The sequence below is a fragment of the Brevibacillus sp. RS1.1 genome, assembly GCF_013284365.1.
GTDB classification, from domain to species: Bacteria; Bacillota; Bacilli; order Brevibacillales; family Brevibacillaceae; genus Brevibacillus; species Brevibacillus brevis_D.
In genome coordinates this window covers 625,365-641,978 of record NZ_JABSVA010000003.1, presented here as the reverse complement: position 1 = coordinate 641,978, position 16,614 = coordinate 625,365, and the positions used below count along the sequence as shown (strand labels likewise).

Genomic DNA, 16,614 nt, shown 5'->3' with positions numbered 1-16,614 from the left:
GTCCATGGCACACACTTGCAAGCTGATCCTGTTCTGGTTCCTGTTCCTTGCCTTGTTTCCAGTTGCCGTGTCAGCTACTGCGACACCCGCTGTGGCACCCGCAGCCGGTCCAATCAATCAAATCGTGCAACAACAGGTCGATCACTTGCAGCTAGACCGAGTCGAACAGTATTGGAAACAGTTGTTACGCGACTATAAAGGGTACTTGCCCGATTTGAAATCGGAAGGCTTTATCCAAATCCTCATGCAGCAAGGTGACTTCAGTATTTCAGGAGTCCTGCAAGGAATGGGCAAGTTTATCTTTCATGAGATTTTGATGAATGGCAAGCTGCTCAGCTCCATCATTATCATTACGGTCTTCGCGATGATTCTCGAAACGATGCAGAACGCCTTTGAACGTAATGCGGTATCGACAGTGGCGTACTCGATTACGTATCTCGTCTTGATGGTACTTGCGATCAACAGCTTTCATGTCGCCATTACCTATGCAAAAGACGCAATCGCGAACATGTCTGATTTCATGCTGGCCATGATCCCACTGGTAATCGCGCTACTTGCTTCGGTAGGCAATCTGGCATCCGCCACAATGTTTCACCCGCTGATTATCTTCATGATCAACACGAGCGGCATGATGATCTCTTACGTCGTGTTCCCGCTTCTGTTCCTCTCTGCGATGCTCTCTATCGTCAGCCTGTTTTCAGAGAGGTACAAAGTCACGCAGTTAGCGACCTTGCTACGCAATATTGCAATGGGTGTCCTTGGTTCATTTCTGACGATCTTTCTCGCCATCATTTCCATACAAGGAGCGACTTCAGCCGTTGCGGACGGGGTCACTCTCCGAACAGCGAAATACATCACGGGCAATTTCATCCCGATAGTAGGTCGTGTGTTCTCCGATGCGGCAGATACCGTACTCAATGCCTCGTTACTGGTCAAAAATGCCGTAGGCTTGGCGGGTGTTTTGATCCTGATCATGCTATGCGCGTTTCCGGCTTTGAAGATACTGGTACTGGCTCTGATCTACAATCTGTCATCTGCCGTACTCCAACCGCTAGGAAACAGCCCAATCATCAGTGCGCTAGGTACGATTGGGAAAAGTCTTTTGTTCGTCTTCGCTGCTTTGGCAACGGTCGGCTTGATGTTCTTTCTGGCGATTACGATCATGATTGCGGCGGGCAACATCTCCATGATGGTTCGGTAGGTGATGAGATGACGTGGTTAACCCTGTGGTTGAAAAAAATTATCCTGCTCGTCCTTTTGGCTGCCTTCCTCGATCTGATCCTGCCCAATACGACACTGCAACGCTACGTAAAAATGGTGATGGGCTTGATTCTCTTGCTGACGATCATTTCTCCCGTGTTCAGTCTGTTCAGCCTCTCGCAGGAAGATCTGGCCTTTCGTCTGGATCGATACCAACAAGAGCTGAACAAGCCTGCTTCGGCAGAATGGAAACGCATCACTGACAAGCTGCTCGGTCAACAGAACCAACAGATGACGGCTTACGTTCAGTCACAGGTAGCGTCCTCGGTAAAAGCCAGTGTCAAAGAGCAGTACGGCGTAACTGTCGATGATGTCACGATTACCGTCAATCAGCAAAATCCGGAACAGCCAATCCTTGAACGAATCGAGCTGGTAGTCAGTGACGCGAACAAGGAAGAGCAAAAAGGGCAGAGCACGATTGAACCGATTAAGCCTGTCCAGCCTGTTGAGATCACGATTGGCAAACCCATTGAAATGCAACCTGATCCCAAAGCAGATATGGCTGCAACAGCTCATTATGACAATCCACTTTACGCGCAAATCACAAACGATGTCGCCAAAGAGTGGGGGCTATCGAAGAGCCAGGTCGTCATCAAAGACGAATCGAGAGAAAGAGAAAAACAGTAGCGGGTACAGTCAGTGAAGCGAGGTGAAAACAATGAACCAATTGTGGGAAAAGCTGAAAAGTCTGCTCATGAAGAAACAAGGCGAGACGATGCAGGAAGAAAAGAAAATCGTGGTGGGGAGCAAGGGGAAAAACCAAAAGCTAAAGCCGCTGCATTATTTCATCGTCATATTAGGAATTGGCGTTGCCATCATGATTCTGACGGACTTCCTCAGAGTGGAAAAAGACCAGCCACTCGGATTTGGAGATATAGGGAGTGAGGCGCCAGGTCCTCCTGGTGGCGATGCAACTTCCCAGGTGTTGGGGGGATCACCGACTACAGATATCATTGCAGAGTATGAAAACATTTACGAGACACAGCTTCGTGAGATCCTCGCTTCCGTTGTCGGTGTCGGTGAAGTACAGGTCATGGTCAATCTGGAATCAACACCAGAGCTGGTTGTAGAAAAAAATCGCAACATTCGTTCCTCAACCAATCAGGAAATGGACAAAGAAAAGGCAACCCGCAATCAAAATGACCAGTCACGAGATGAGCAGGTCGTCATCGTGCAAGGCGGCAAGCAAGATGCCCCTGTTATTGTGAAGACGTTGAAGCCGAAAGTCCGCGGGGTCCTGGTAGTAGCAAAAGGGGCCGATAACATCCAGGTTAAAGCGTGGATCACTGAAGCCGTTCAAAAGGTTTTGGATGTTCCCGCTTATAAAATATCCATTTTGCCCAAAAAAGGGTAGGAGGTAATGGCGAATGATTCTGCGAAAGCAAACGGTTTGGTTGTTGACAATGCTTGCTGTCATGGTTGTGCTCTCTGGATATTACTTGGTGAAGGGACCGCAAGATCAGGTCCCAACATCAGGACAAGAGCACGCTGTCCAGAAGCAAGAGCAAATTTCCGGTGTGGTGGTTGAATCCAAGCAAGTAGATCACGCCCCACAAGCAACGCCTGTCGATCAAGCTCCAAAGGCAAACCCTGTAGAAGGAAAAACTGGCACGCAAGGAGCGAAGACTCCTGCTGCACCAGAAGCAAAACCAGCGACATCGAACACGGTCGTCCCAGTAGCAGAAACGGCGAGTGAAATCTTCCAAGGTTTCAAAATGAAACGCGAAGCCATGCTGGCGCAACAAAAAGACGAACAGCTAGCAATCGTAAACAGCACGGAGTCCTCTCCGCAGGCAGTCGCTGAAGCGATGGCCAAGTTTGAAGAACTGTCCAATATGGAAAGTGCTACGATGACTGCAGAAGAAATGCTCAAGGCAAGCGGCTATCAGGATGCGGTCGTTACTGTCCAAAATGACATTGCGACAGTCATTGTACAAAAAGATAAATTGAGCGCAAACGAGGTAGTGGAAATCATTGCCAACGTGAAGCAACACTTGAATATCCCGGCGACAAACATTAACGTACAATACAAGGCATCCTAATCAAGCTACGGCACTTTCTCGTTATAAGGGATAGGAGAAACGGGCATGATGGTAAGGATTTTCTCGCTTCTGTTAGAAAAGAAGCGGGGAAATCCTTTCTTGACGTGGTTTAGGCAACAGGCTACCATGGATTTATGGTTTGCCAAAAGGATACATACTGGACTTCACGAACCTCTATTGAAAGAAAAGAAGGAGTGCTTGTTCGTAATGAAAATGCATGAAATCCGTGAAATTATTAAGTTAATTGATCAATCATCCATTCAAGAATTTAACTTGGAAACAGAAGGTGCCAAGGTGTCTCTGAAAAAATCCAATGGTACGGAAACGATTGTCGTCACGCAACCAGCGGTTCAAGCGCCTGTTGCAGCACCCGTAGCACATATCCCGGCTCAGCCAGTTGTCGCGGCAGCGCCAGTCGCAGCAGAAGCTCCGAAAGCAGCAGCTGTACAAGCAGCGGATGACGCAAATCTCCACAAGATTGTATCTCCAATGGTAGGGACTTTCTATAGCGCACCAGAACCAGGCAAGCCGGCTTATGTACAAGCTGGTGACAAAGTGAATGCGAGCAAAGTTGTTTGCATTGTGGAAGCCATGAAACTCTTTAACGAAATCGAAGCAGAAGTAAGTGGAGAGATCGTGAAAGTGCTCGTAGAAGACGGCCAATTGGTTGAGTATGGCCAAGCATTGTTTTTGGTGAAGCCAGAATAAGGTGGGGGAGAGCGGAATGTTTCAAAAAGTATTGATTGCCAATCGCGGGGAGATTGCCGTGCGTATTATCCGTGCATGCCGCGAGCTGGGCATTCGTACGGTCGCCGTCTACTCCGAAGCGGATCGTGAAGCGCTTCATGTGAAGCTGGCCGACGAAGCTTACTGTATTGGTCCCAAGGCATCCAAGGAAAGCTATTTGAATATAGCAAACATCATGAGTGTAGCGACCAAGGTAGGGGCAGATGCCATCCATCCTGGTTATGGCTTCTTGGCAGAAAACGCCGATTTTGCCGAGATTTGTGCCGCATGTAATATTACCTTTATCGGTCCAGACCCAGAAGCCATTGTGAAGATGGGGGACAAGTCCACAGCGAAGGATACGATGAAAACGGCAGGTGTACCTACTGTACCAGGTACGGAAGGGCTGATCGAAGATGTGGCTGACGCTGTCGTTACCGCAAACAAGATTGGCTATCCTGTCATGGTCAAAGCGACGGCGGGTGGCGGCGGACGTGGTATGCGCGTAGCCGTTGACGATGAAGATTTGGAAAAAGCGATCCGTCAGGCGCAAAACGAAGCGAAAACGGCTTTTGGCAATCCAGGTGTTTACTTGGAGAAGTTCGTAGAAGGCCCGCGTCATGTGGAAATTCAAATCATGGCTGACAAACATGGCAATGCCGTATACCTGGGTGAGCGCGACTGCTCTATCCAACGCCGTCACCAAAAGCTGATCGAGGAAGCGCCATCTCCGGCATTGAGTGAAGAGCTGCGTCGACAAATGGGTGATGCTGCTGTTGCGGCGGCAAAAGCCGTTTCTTATCACGGTGCGGGAACTGTCGAGTTTTTGTTGGACAAACATGGAAAGTTCTACTTCATGGAAATGAATACGCGTATTCAGGTAGAGCATCCTGTAACCGAGCTGGTGACTGGCTTTGACCTGATCAAGGAGCAGCTGACCGTAGCGGCAGGCCAACCATTGTCCTTTACGCAAGAGGATATCGTATTGGATGGCTGGGCTATTGAATGCCGTATTAATGCTGAGAATCCTGCGAAAAACTTCATGCCTTCGCCAGGTCGTATCACGGAATATTTGGCGCCAGGCGGCTTTGGTGTGCGCGTAGACAGTGCAGCGTATGCAGGATATTCCATTCCACCTTACTACGACTCGATGATCGCCAAGCTGATTGTGTGGGGCAAGGATCGTAACGAAGCGATTGACCGTATGAAGCGTGCGTTGGGTGAATTCGTCGTAGAAGGTATTACGACAACGATCCCTTTCCATTTGAAGGTATTGGAGCACGAAGTATTTGTCAGCGGGCATTTCGATACGAAATTCTTGGAAACCTACGACTTGAACCTGGATGAAGAGTAAGTAGGGCTGATTTGTAAAAATACGGTGTGCTTGGTATAATGAATTACAAATTAGAGGGAGGTGCGAAGCATGGAAGAGTTTACTCCAGACTTAGATAGAACAGAACTTGGTAAAGTCCAGATCGCTCCCGAAGTGTTGGAAGTGATCGCCGGCATGGCTGCGTCCGAAGTAGAAGGTGTAGCGCAAATGAGCGGCGGTTTCGTAGGAGAAATAGCTGAACGATTAGGCCGTAAAAATATAGCACGTGGTGTGCGTGTAGAGGTTGGCTCCCGCGAAGCGGCGGTGGATGTTTCGATCATTGTCAAATACGGACATCGCATCCCGGAAGTCGCTCGAAATATTCAAGATAGTGTACGCAATGCGATTGAGAGCATGACAGGTCTTTCTGTAGTGGAAGTAAACGTACATATCGTTGATGTTGAATTGAAAGCAGAAGAAAAAGTACCGGCTCCAGTACCGGTTGAAGAACACCAGCGCGTGCGCTAACAAGCAGCGGATGGATGCCCCCTACGAACAGGGGGCATTTTCCTCATTTGAAAACGTGATTTTTGTTTAGGCGTAGAGCATACATTCATGGAGTTTTCTGGAGCGTGCCGTGTTTGTCTCCTTTTTCAAACATGGCTGAAAGGAGAGGTGCTTGTGAACTTGTTTGACCGCTTTATCTTGACGATTTATAGCTTTGCGCTCATTGTTTTGTCCTGCATCGCGATAGCAGCGACCAGCGGATTGATCTCGCAAGATTTTTTCCGCCCATATGTGGATCAGATGCTGGCGGGTACGAACATCACCTATCTCATTGTCGCGATCATTTTCCTCGTAGTCAGCCTTCGCTTCTTTTTCAGTTCTTTCCGCTCTAACAAGCCTAAAGTAGAACGGGGAATCCGTCAGCGCAGTGATTTGGGTGAGGTCAACATTACGATTCAGACGATCCAGACCATTGCAGAGCGTGCCGCCCGCCGAGTAAAAGGCGTGCGCGATCTGAAAACGACAGTCAAAGCACTCGAGAGCGGCAATATTATCACCCTGCGTGTTTCGGTAGATGGAGAAACGCCATTGCCTGAACTGACACAGAAGCTACAGGCTGACGTGAAGGAGCAAGTCGAGGGGATTGCTGGTGTTGTCATTTCTGAGGTGACCATTGTCGTGACGGAAGTAGCACAGCAGGAAAACTACTCGTCTCGTAAACGGGTGGAATAGAAGGTGAAGTAAATGATGCGGGAGTTAATGTGGGAACACAAGGGGAAGCTAATGGGGGTTTTTGCCGGACTTTTTTTAGGCATCATCTACCTTCTCGTGGGATTTTGGGATACACTGGTTTTTGTTGTGTTTGTCGGGACCGGTTATTATATTGGACGAAAGCTCGATCATAAAGAAGACTTGCGTGAAATACTCGACAAGATTTTGCCAGGCAAGTTTCGGTGAAAGAAGCAAAGGCCGAGCTCATTTTAATTAGTAGGTGAATGAATGGTATGAAACGAAGAACAGCACGAGAAAAAGTAGTTCAATGTCTTTTCCAAATTGATATGGCAGAGGTTCCGCTAACAGATGCGGTTGCTCTCGTCATGGAAGAATCCGAGGAAAATGCACAGTATTTACGTTATCTCCTCGATGGTGTATTGAAAAACTTGACTGAGATTGATGCAGAAATCAAGAAGTATCTGCGTGGATGGCAATTGGAACGCATCGCCAATGTAGATCGCGCTATTCTTCGTCTGGCTTTTTACGAGATCATGTTTGAGCAAGACACACCTGACAAAGTCGTGATGAACGAAGCGATTGAGGTCGCGAAGCTGTTTAGCGACGAGCAGTCCCACAGGTACATTAACGGTGTATTGTCGAGCTTCTTGCAATCACGTGAAACCAAGCAGGCGTAATAGGTAGGAGATACAAGCATGAGTAAGGTAATGTTGGGAATCGACACGAGCAATTACCGGACATCACTGTGCTTGGCTGAGGAAGACGGCCGAATTGTCGCAGAAGCAAAACGCCTTTTGAAAGTAAAGGAGGGCAAGCGCGGACTGCAACAATCCGAAGCCGTCTTTCAGCATGTGATGAACCTGCCGGAATTAAGTGATGAGATGAAGTGGAAGGACTACGAGATTGCAGCGATTTGTGTAAGCGAGAAGCCACGCCCGCAAGACGGATCGTATATGCCTGTATTTAAAGTAGGAGAAGGCTTGGCGAAATCGTTGGCGACTTATTTGCGCGTTCCGCTGCACTTGACGACGCATCAAGAGGGACATATTGCGGCAGGGGAATACACTGCTGAGGTGCGTCCGACAGAAGACCGCTTTTTGGCTGTGCATTTGTCTGGAGGTACCAGCGAGTTGCTGTTGTGCGAGCGTCATGCAGCCGGATATACCATTGAGAAAATCGGTGGGACGATCGATCTGCACGCAGGTCAACTGGTCGATCGGATTGGTGTGGCACTGGGTCTGTCCTTTCCTGCAGGTCCTGCATTGGAGCAGTTAGCAAAGGAAGCAACAGGTGAGTTTCGTGTTTCTTCGGCGGTTGACGGACTTTCCTTTAGTTTTTCTGGTCCAGAAGCATCGCTTTTACGGGAAGTGGAGAAGGGGAGTACGAGCCCTGCTGAGATTGCGCGAGCGACAGAGCAATGTATTGCCAATGCACTAGAGAAGTCCTTGCGCCATGCAGTAGAGCAAGGCTACCCGAAGGACATCTTGATTGTAGGAGGAGTAGCTGCTAATTATTACATTCGTGAGCGGCTGATCAAACGACTGGAACACCCTGCCGTGAAGGCGAAGCTGTACTTCTGTGACCCCGTTTACTCCGGTGATAATGCCTATGGAGTCGCAATGTTGGGTTGGATGAAGCAAAAGGCGAACATTAAATAAATAAGAACTTTTTATAATTCGCCTTTACAGCTGAGGGAGAAATCGGTACACTTAACGTATCGACGTTGATAAAGGAGGCATTTTCTCCATGGCTGCAACCATTCTCCAGGGAAAAGAAGTCGCACAGAGTATTCGGGCCGAATTGGCGAACGAAGTAGTTGAATTGAAAAAACAAGGGGTCGTACCGGGTTTGACTGTTGTCATTGTAGGAGACGACCCAGCTTCTCACTCTTATGTACGGGGTAAGGCAAAAGGCTGTGAGGAAGTCGGTATTTCATCCGAGATCATTCGGAAGGACGCTGACATCACAGAGGAAGAGTTGTTGGTTATCATTCAACAGTTGAACGAAAATCCGAACGTTAATGGGATTTTGGTTCAGCTTCCTCTTCCTGCTCATATTTCAGAGCATGCGGTCATTGAAGCCATTGCTCCTGAAAAAGATGTGGACGGTTTCCATCCGATTAGCATAGGCAACATGGTACTGGGAAATGATACGATGCTTCCTTGCACACCGCATGGAATTATTGAATTGATCAAGCGCACAGGCACCCAGATGGCAGGCAAACACGCAGTGGTGATCGGACGTAGCAACATCGTTGGTAAGCCGGTATCATTGCTGCTGCAACAGGAAAATGCTACGGTAACCATGTGTCATTCTCGCACGCAAAATCTCGAGGAATACACCCAAAAGGCGGACATCCTCGTCGTTGCAACTGGTAGGGCTCATATGATCGGCAAGGAGCATGTTAAACCGGGCGCTGTCGTCATTGATGTCGGTGTGAATCGCATTGAAACGGGTAAGCTCGTTGGAGATGTCAAGTTCGACGAGGTCAAAGATGTGGCTAGCTTTATTACCCCAGTTCCAGGCGGTGTTGGCCCGATGACGATTACGATGCTGCTGAAAAATACTGTTGCGGCGGCGAAAAAGCAAGCAAAACAATAGAAGAAAATCGGCAACTTATTATAGAATGGATAAGGCATAAGCTTTATCCATTCTTTTGCATAGTCCTTGTTGCATGCACGGCAAAGCCAAGTTTTTGTAAAGGAGGGGCCGCATGGCATTACAAGATATTTTATCTGTCAGTGATCTCAATCGTTATATTAAGCTGGTGCTGGAAAAGGAACCCCACCTGCAAGATATATGGGTGAGGGGAGAAATCTCCAATTTTACTCACCATTCCAGCGGTCATATGTATTTCACGCTAAAGGACAAGCAGTCACGCATCAAAGTCGTCATGTTTGCGAGTTATAATCGCTTCCTGCGTTTCTTGCCCAAAGATGGCGCAAAAGCGATTGTGCGAGGGTCTATTTCTGCATACGAACGGGATGGCGCGTATCAGTTTTACGCCAAAGAGATGCAGCCAGACGGTCTTGGCTCGCTTTATTTAGCATTCGAGCAGCTGAAAGAAAAATTGGCGCAAGAAGGGTTGTTTGCAGCAGAGAGAAAGCGGATGCTCCCGCGTTTTCCCAAACGTGTCGGTGTCGTCACTTCTCCGACAGGAGCTGCCATCCGAGATATTTGCACGACGATTCGCAGACGATATCCGCAAGCAGAAATCGTACTTTCACCAGCCGTTGTCCAAGGTGCGGATGCACCTGCATCGATTGTCTCCGCTATTCGGATCATGAACGATCAGCCTGATATTGATGTTCTCATTGTAGGGCGTGGTGGAGGTTCCATCGAGGAGCTGTGGGCGTTTAATGATGAAAACGTCGCGAGGGCAATTGCTACTTCACTCATTCCCGTCATCTCCGCTGTAGGACACGAGACGGATGTGACCATCGCCGATTTCGTAGCAGATGTACGGGCAGCTACGCCGACAGCCGCAGCTGAATTGGCTGTACCGCATTATTTGGAATGGGTCGAAAGAGTGCGACAGCTCGAGATACGGATGCATCGAGCAGTACGTGGTACCATGACAGAGCAGAGAAATCGTTTGACACGCTTGGGCAATTCGTATGCGATGCGCCAACCGGAGCGGAGGCTGGAGGAAGCTGCAGAACGATTGGATCGGGCACATTTGCGGATGCGTCAATCCATGAAGCATTTGCTGGACAGAAGACGCGAACGCTATACGCGATTAGATGAACAGATCAAGCGCTATCGCCTCGCTGATCAAATTGGAGAGAAAAGAAAAAATCTGTCTAAGCTCCGCGCCACCTTGGACGAACGGATGCTGGGCCGTCTCAACCAAAAAAGAATGGCATTCGCAGCTAGAATAGCGACGTTAGAAGCACTGAGTCCACTAAAGGTCATGCAGCGTGGATTCTCACTCGTATACACCAATGACAGGCTCGTGAAATCGGTGGAACAGTTTGCCCCTGGCGATGAGATCATGGTACGATTAAGTGATGGCAGTGCGACTGCACGTGTGGAAAAAGTGAATCGGGAGGAGGAGAAGCAGAGTGGCTCGCAAAAAAACGGAACAAGAGACTGATATGCAGTTCGAGGACGCGATGAAGCGCCTGGAAGAAGTCGTCAATCGACTTGAAGAAGGAGATATTCCCCTCGAAGAAGCGATTACGCTATATCAGGAAGGAGTGACTCTTTCCAGAATTTGTGGTCAAAAGCTGGATGCAATCGAAGCGAAGATTACCCAGTTGGTGGAAGAAGACGGACAGGTAAAGCAGAAGGCGTTTCGCGTGGAAGGAGAATCATGATCGGCGTGCATACATTCGAGAGTTATTTGGTGGAAAAGACCGCCTATATAGAGCAAAGACTCTTGCCAGCCCTTGAGCAGCAAGGAGTTCCAGAAAACTTGTACGAATCCATGAAGTATTCGCTCATGGCAGGCGGAAAAAGGTTGCGTCCCATGCTGGTGTTGGCGGTCCTCGAAGCATTGGACAAGCCGATTGAACGGGGCGTGGCATTTGCGGTTGCCCTGGAAATGATACATACGTACTCCTTGATTCACGATGACCTCCCTGCGATGGACGACGATGATCTTCGTCGCGGTAAACCGACCAATCACAAAGTATTCGGTGAAGCAACAGCCATTCTCGCAGGAGATGCCTTGCTGACGCGTGCGTTTGCATACATTGCAGAGGCTTACATGGATCGCACTGATGTTTCAGCGGCTACTACCGTGAACCTGATTGCGGAGCTGGGAAAACGTGCAGGAGCAACTGGCATGGTCGGCGGACAGATGGCGGATATCGAAGGGGAGAGCAAGCGCCTTAATCTGGATCAGCTCGAATTTATCCATCGTCACAAAACAGGTGATCTCTTGATCGCAGCCTTGCGCGGGGGAGGCTACCTCGCAGAAGCATCCGAAGGCCAAATGGAAGCATTGACACGCTATGGTGTTTGCATCGGTCTTGCTTTTCAAATTCAGGATGACATCTTGAATGTGGAAGGGGATGCCCAAGAGCTGGGGAAAGCAGTTGGCAGCGATGCGGATCGGGAAAAGGCAACGTATCCATCACTTCTTGGTCTAGCCGAATCGAAGGCGCGTCTTGACGAATTGATTGCCGAGGCAAAAGCAGCGCTTGCGGATGCGGGAATCGAGAACTCTGCACTCAGTCCGTTGGCAGACTACGTGCGTGATCGCAATAAATAAGGGAAAGCTGGCAACCCGTACGGGAACTGCCAGCTTTTTTGTGTACCTAGCGATTACAAGCTTTTATCGTCAATGCTATTTAAGAATTGTTCAATCTCGCTAATCACCGATGGAATGCAGTCGTCCTCAAATGGAGAATAGAGCTTCGCCACTTGTACCAGCTCGAGGAACGATTTACTTCCGCCTTCGCGGCAAAGCGTCAAATAATCCTCCCAAGCTTGTTTTGGCTCAGATTGAGATCGTTTCCAAAATTGGAACGCGCAAATCTGGGCCAGTGTGTAGTCGATGTAATAGAAGGGGCTTTGGAAAATATGGGTTTGCTGCTGCCAGAACCCGCCCTCCTCAAGATACGCATTTTGTGCGTAATTGCGATGCGGTAGGTACTTGCGCTCAATTTCACGCCAAGCCTGTTTACGCTCCGCAGGGGTCATATCTGGATTCTCGTAGACAACATGCTGGAACTCATCAACAGATACGCCATACGGTATGAACTGGAGTCCGCTGCTCAGATGTGAGAATTTGTATTTGGCGGTATCTTCCTTGAAAAAATGCTCCATCCATGGCCACGTCAAAAACTCCATGCTCATCGAATGTATCTCACACGCCTCAAAGGTTGGGAAATGATATTCAGGCACCTCAAAATCTCGGCTTACATACACCTGAAACGCATGTCCTGCCTCGTGCGTAAGTACGTCGATATCACCGGACGTACCATTAAAGTTAGCGAAAATAAAGGGGAGCCTGTATTGGCTGATGTATTCACAGTAGCCGCCAGTTGCCTTCCCTTTTTTGCTCAATAAATCTAAACAGTCATTGTCCAGCATGAAGTTGTAAAATTCGTCCGTTTCAGGTGACAACTCGGCATACATCTTTTTCCCGTTTTCCACAATCCATTCCGGCGGGCCTTTCGGGCTTGGATTCCCTGTAGCAAAATCAAAGGAAAGATCGTAATACTCAAGTGTATCGACACCAATGCGTTGTCGCTGACGTTCGACGAGCTTTGATGCTACTGGAACGATGTGCTCAAGCACTTGCTGGCGGAAACTGGCTACCATTTCTGCATTGTAGTCGGTACGATTCAAACGTGCATAAGCTAGCTCCACAAAGCTATTGAAGCCGAGTTTTTTGGCGATGCGTGTGCGTACCTTGACGAGCTGATCGTAGATGCGATCAAATTCGTCCGTATGTTGCCGCATATAATCATACTTCGCTTCATTAGCGCGTTTGCGCATGTCTCTATCTTGCGCAATTGTAAAAGGAATCATCTCTGAAAGGTTTCGCTCTTCTCCTTCAAACATGATTTTGGCAGATGCTTTCAGTGCGACATATTGACTGGCCAAACGGTTTTCTTCCTGCAAATCAGAAATGACTTCCGGCGAAAATGTACGGAGTGTGCTCTCCGCGATGCGAAACAGCTGTGCTCCCCATTTTTGCTCCAATTCTGCGCGGAAGGAAGAATCGACGATCGCCTGATAGTAGCGGGAAACGATGCCGGTATACACAGGAGTGGCTTCATCCCAGTAGTCCTGTTCCGCCTTGTAGAAGGAATCTTCTGTATTGATCGTGTGGCGGATTTGTGCGACATACCGCGCAGATTCCACTTCTTGTCTCAGTTTGTTCAATTGAGCCATGATCGTATCTTGCTCAGAGAAGCTTGAAGCATGTTGAAACGCTTCCAATAATTGCGTGAATTGTCCTTCAACTTCGTTCATATCCATGCGCTCATACTGAATTTGTGAGAACTTCACGGACGTCACCTCTTTTGTTCGGAGTATGTATTCAAAATTATCTTACCAGAAAATACAAGATATCGCCTTCATATTCGTATATGTTGATCAAAAGTGGTGTTTTTATTAAGAAACCGTTATAATGAATCAAGCTGAAAATAAGCGGAATCGGCTATAGCAATAAGGAAAGCCGGGTTTTCTAGTGGCTTGATTGATATGCAGCATGCACAATCGCCGGAGAACGAACAGTGGAAAGTGAGGAATACCAATGCTGCTTACTACTATAAATGATCCTCAAGACTTGAAAAAGTGCACGCAACCGCAGTTACATACATTGGCATCCGAGATCCGTCAGTTTCTAATCGAAACGCTCTCGAAAACAGGAGGACATCTCGCGCCGAATCTGGGAGTTGTCGAGCTGACGCTAGCTCTGCATTACGTTTTTGACAGTCCAAAAGACAAGCTGATTTGGGATGTCGGACATCAAGCCTACGTACATAAGATGCTGACAGGACGCCGGGAGATGTTTCCGACCTTGCGCCAGTACAAAGGTCTGTGCGGGTTCCCTAAAATGGTGGAAAGCCCGCATGACGTCTGGGAAACCGGGCATAGCAGTACGTCGTTGTCTGCCGCAATGGGGATGGCGACTGCTCGGGATTTGAAAAAGGAAAAGAACCATGTCGTAGCTGTGATTGGTGACGGTGCCTTGACAGGTGGTATGGCTTTAGAAGCCTTGAACCACATCGGTCATGAACGCAAGAATGTCATCGTTGTGCTAAATGATAACGAGATGTCTATTGCGCCAAACGTTGGTGCCTTGCACAACTACTTGGGGAAAATTCGCTCGACGGAGAACTATCAGTGGGCGAAGGATGAAGTCGAAGGCTTGTTGAAATCGATACCGGCTGTAGGGGGCAAATTGGCTCATATGGCTGAGCGCTTCAAGGACAGCATGAAGTACCTGCTCGTATCTGGCGTTCTTTTCGAAGAACTCGGCTTTACGTATATTGGTCCGATTGACGGACATAACATGGAGCTATTACTCGATACATTGAAGACGGCCAAGCATACAAAAGGACCTGTATTGATCCATGCCATCACGAAAAAAGGACTGGGCTATGCCCCAGCTGAAGCTGATTCGGTCAAGTGGCATGGTATCGGTACGTATAAAATCGAGTCAGGTGATACACCGAAATCCGCACCAACGTATACATCCGTTTTTGCCGATACCATGATGAAGCTTGCGGATGAAGACCATTCCATTGTGGCTGTGACTCCTGCGATGCCAGCGGGTTCAGGCTTGATCCCATTTGGACAGAAGTATCCTGACAGACTGTTTGACGTTGGGATTGCAGAGCAGCACGCATGTACATTTGCGGCAGGATTAGCGACACAAGGTTTGAAGCCGGTCTTTGCGATTTATTCGACCTTCTTGCAAAGAGCCTATGATCAGTTGATCCACGATGTCGCACGCCAAAAACTCCATGTGATTTTCGCCGTTGACCGTGCTGGACTCGTCGGAGCAGACGGGGAGACACACCAAGGGATGTACGATGTGGCATTCATGCGCATCATTCCGAATATGGTCATCATGGCACCGAAGGACGAAAATGAGCTGCGTCACATGATGAAGACAGCAGTGGAATATAAAGGTGGTCCGATCTCTTATCGTTATCCGCGATTGCCGACTCGTGGCGTCAAAATGGATGAAGAGCTGCAAGTGCTGCCAATCGGAAAAGCGGAGATTGTACGCGAAGGCAAACACGTGGCGATTCTCTCGTTCGGTCACGTATTCGAAATTGCGGAGGCGGCGGTCAATCAGCTTCAAGAAGAGGGAATCAAACCGATGCTGGTCAATGCACGTTTTTGCAAGCCGTTGGACGAAGAGCTTCTATTCCGTCTGGCAAAGGAAGGCTACGATATCATTACGGTTGAAGAAGGCAGTGAAATGGGCGGCTTCGGCAGCGCTGTCATTGAATGCTACAGTCGTGCAGGCTATCACGGCATGAATGTACAGATTGTCGCGGTACCTGATTATTTTGTTGAGCATGGAAGTGTGAAGGAACAGCGGCAAGAGGTAGGGCTCACAGCTGATCATATCGCTGCTCGTGTCCGATCCTTGATGCCAATTTCGAAGGGCGTAGTGGAAGCATGAGTGTAAGAAAAGAACGGATTGATGTTCTCTTGGTCGAAAGAGGCCATTATGAGACCAGAGAAAAAGCAAAAGCAGCCGTAATGGCAGGTCTTGTGCAGGTAGCTGGCGACCGCTGTGACAAGCCGGGAACCAAATTTGCCGAGGATGTTGCGATTACGGTGAAGGGCGAGGTACACCCGTATGTGAGTCGGGGTGGCCTCAAGCTGGAAAAAGCATTACGTGTCTTTGAAATCGACATGAAGGATCGTGTCATGATGGACATCGGGGCCTCCACTGGCGGATTTACGGACTGTGCGCTACAAAACGGTGCACGGCTTGTATACGCCATTGATGTCGGGTACGGACAACTCGCGTGGAGCTTGCGACAGGATGAACGAGTGGTCGTCATGGAACGGACGAATTTCCGTCATATGGACCCGGATGCGTTTGAACATGAACGGCCAAACGCCGCATCGATTGACGTATCGTTTATTTCGTTGCGATTGATCTTGCCAGTGCTGTACCGTTTTCTGACGGATGGCGGTGACGTCGTCGCGCTGATCAAGCCTCAATTTGAAGCTGGCAAGGATAGAGTCGGAAAGAATGGAATCGTTCGTGATCCAGACGTGCACGAGAGCGTACTGACTGACATCGGTCAATTTGCCAGTGGATTAGGTTTTGCGCTAAAGGGCTTGGACTACTCTCCCATTACAGGGGGAGAAGGAAACATTGAATTTGTTATGCATGTCCAAAAAAGTGAAGGCGGCATGGATTCGGAAGCTTGGCTGCAATGTGTAACAGAGGTAGTTGCGTCTGCTCATGCGAATTTGAAATAGGATAAAAAACCAAAGCCTCGGGAGTTTTGTCACAATCGAGGCTTTTTATTTATGCATGTGAAGTTGTATACTTGTATATGAGGTTGTTCAAGAAGGATTTCCAACCAACCAGTTTTGGGG

Annotated in this window: 18 protein-coding genes; 17 read left to right on the top strand and 1 reads right to left on the bottom strand. The window is 48.6% G+C overall.

The genetic code is table 11. The features are described from left to right. The first annotated feature begins 4 nt into the window (after positions 1 to 4). From spoIIIAE to HP570_RS13420, 15 genes are all read left to right on the top strand, one after another. Positions 5 to 1,201: a stage III sporulation protein AE gene (gene spoIIIAE, locus HP570_RS13490; protein ID WP_012686021.1), complete on the top strand. Its 1,197-nt coding sequence runs from the start codon at positions 5 to 7 to the stop codon at positions 1,199 to 1,201. A gap of 8 nt (positions 1,202 to 1,209) precedes the next feature. Continuing rightward, a complete protein-coding gene (gene spoIIIAF, locus HP570_RS13485) occupies positions 1,210 to 1,887 on the top strand; it encodes a stage III sporulation protein AF (protein ID WP_012686022.1) in 678 nt (225 codons plus the stop codon). A 31-nt stretch (positions 1,888 to 1,918) separates the two neighbouring features. Continuing rightward, on the top strand, positions 1,919 to 2,614 hold the full coding sequence (gene spoIIIAG, locus HP570_RS13480) for a stage III sporulation protein AG (RefSeq protein WP_012686023.1): 696 nt from the start codon (positions 1,919 to 1,921) through the stop codon (positions 2,612 to 2,614). 13 nt (positions 2,615 to 2,627) lie between these two features. Beyond that, positions 2,628 to 3,302 carry a SpoIIIAH-like family protein gene (locus tag HP570_RS13475; RefSeq protein WP_012686024.1) on the top strand — a complete coding sequence of 225 codons (675 nt, stop codon included), beginning with the start codon at positions 2,628 to 2,630 and terminating at the stop codon, positions 3,300 to 3,302. Positions 3,303 to 3,509: 207 nt separating this feature from the next. Continuing rightward, on the top strand, positions 3,510 to 4,010 hold the full coding sequence (accB, locus tag HP570_RS13470; protein ID WP_012686025.1) for an acetyl-CoA carboxylase biotin carboxyl carrier protein: 501 nt from the start codon (positions 3,510 to 3,512) through the stop codon (positions 4,008 to 4,010). Between the two features lie 16 nt (positions 4,011 to 4,026). Beyond that, positions 4,027 to 5,382 carry an acetyl-CoA carboxylase biotin carboxylase subunit gene (gene accC / locus HP570_RS13465; protein ID WP_012686026.1) on the top strand — a complete coding sequence of 452 codons (1,356 nt, stop codon included), beginning with the start codon at positions 4,027 to 4,029 and terminating at the stop codon, positions 5,380 to 5,382. Positions 5,383 to 5,451: 69 nt separating this feature from the next. Then, positions 5,452 to 5,868: an Asp23/Gls24 family envelope stress response protein gene (locus HP570_RS13460; RefSeq protein WP_012686027.1), complete on the top strand. Its 417-nt coding sequence runs from the start codon at positions 5,452 to 5,454 to the stop codon at positions 5,866 to 5,868. Positions 5,869 to 6,021: 153 nt separating this feature from the next. Further along, positions 6,022 to 6,579: an alkaline shock response membrane anchor protein AmaP gene (gene amaP, locus HP570_RS13455; protein ID WP_041749379.1), complete on the top strand. Its 558-nt coding sequence runs from the start codon at positions 6,022 to 6,024 to the stop codon at positions 6,577 to 6,579. A 12-nt stretch (positions 6,580 to 6,591) separates the two neighbouring features. After that, complete coding sequence (locus HP570_RS13450) at positions 6,592 to 6,804, top strand: DUF2273 domain-containing protein (protein WP_012686029.1); 213 nt, start codon at positions 6,592 to 6,594, stop codon at positions 6,802 to 6,804. Positions 6,805 to 6,851: 47 nt separating this feature from the next. After that, positions 6,852 to 7,256 carry a transcription antitermination factor NusB gene (nusB, locus tag HP570_RS13445; protein ID WP_041749380.1) on the top strand — a complete coding sequence of 135 codons (405 nt, stop codon included), beginning with the start codon at positions 6,852 to 6,854 and terminating at the stop codon, positions 7,254 to 7,256. Between the two features lie 18 nt (positions 7,257 to 7,274). Then, complete coding sequence (locus tag HP570_RS13440) at positions 7,275 to 8,237, top strand: tRNA (adenosine(37)-N6)-threonylcarbamoyltransferase complex transferase subunit TsaD (RefSeq protein WP_012686031.1); 963 nt, start codon at positions 7,275 to 7,277, stop codon at positions 8,235 to 8,237. 88 nt (positions 8,238 to 8,325) lie between these two features. Beyond that, positions 8,326 to 9,180 (top strand): bifunctional methylenetetrahydrofolate dehydrogenase/methenyltetrahydrofolate cyclohydrolase FolD, encoded by an 855-nt coding sequence (folD, locus tag HP570_RS13435; protein ID WP_012686032.1) that lies wholly within the window; start codon positions 8,326 to 8,328, stop codon positions 9,178 to 9,180. A 112-nt stretch (positions 9,181 to 9,292) separates the two neighbouring features. Next, positions 9,293 to 10,675 carry an exodeoxyribonuclease VII large subunit gene (gene xseA / locus HP570_RS13430; RefSeq protein WP_012686033.1) on the top strand — a complete coding sequence of 461 codons (1,383 nt, stop codon included), beginning with the start codon at positions 9,293 to 9,295 and terminating at the stop codon, positions 10,673 to 10,675. After that, complete coding sequence (gene xseB, locus HP570_RS13425; RefSeq protein ID WP_048032540.1) at positions 10,644 to 10,898, top strand: exodeoxyribonuclease VII small subunit; 255 nt, start codon at positions 10,644 to 10,646, stop codon at positions 10,896 to 10,898. The genes xseA and xseB overlap by 32 nt, the downstream gene beginning before the upstream one ends. After that, on the top strand, positions 10,895 to 11,797 hold the full coding sequence (locus HP570_RS13420) for a polyprenyl synthetase family protein (RefSeq protein WP_012686035.1): 903 nt from the start codon (positions 10,895 to 10,897) through the stop codon (positions 11,795 to 11,797). Before xseB ends, HP570_RS13420 begins: the two co-directional genes overlap by 4 nt. Before the next feature lie 53 nt (positions 11,798 to 11,850). Here the strand turns inward: HP570_RS13420 and HP570_RS13415 are convergent, their stop codons facing one another. Next, entirely contained in the window at positions 11,851 to 13,545 is a 1,695-nt protein-coding gene (locus HP570_RS13415; RefSeq protein WP_173626039.1) for a M3 family oligoendopeptidase, read from the bottom strand. Between the two features lie 247 nt (positions 13,546 to 13,792). Between HP570_RS13415 and dxs the strand changes: the two genes are divergently transcribed. Both dxs and HP570_RS13405 read left to right on the top strand, forming a co-directional pair. Beyond that, complete coding sequence (gene dxs / locus HP570_RS13410; RefSeq protein WP_012686037.1) at positions 13,793 to 15,679, top strand: 1-deoxy-D-xylulose-5-phosphate synthase; 1,887 nt, start codon at positions 13,793 to 13,795, stop codon at positions 15,677 to 15,679. Next, positions 15,676 to 16,494 (top strand): TlyA family RNA methyltransferase, encoded by an 819-nt coding sequence (locus HP570_RS13405; protein ID WP_012686038.1) that lies wholly within the window; start codon positions 15,676 to 15,678, stop codon positions 16,492 to 16,494. Before dxs ends, HP570_RS13405 begins: the two co-directional genes overlap by 4 nt. The last annotated feature ends 120 nt before the right edge of the window (positions 16,495 to 16,614 follow it).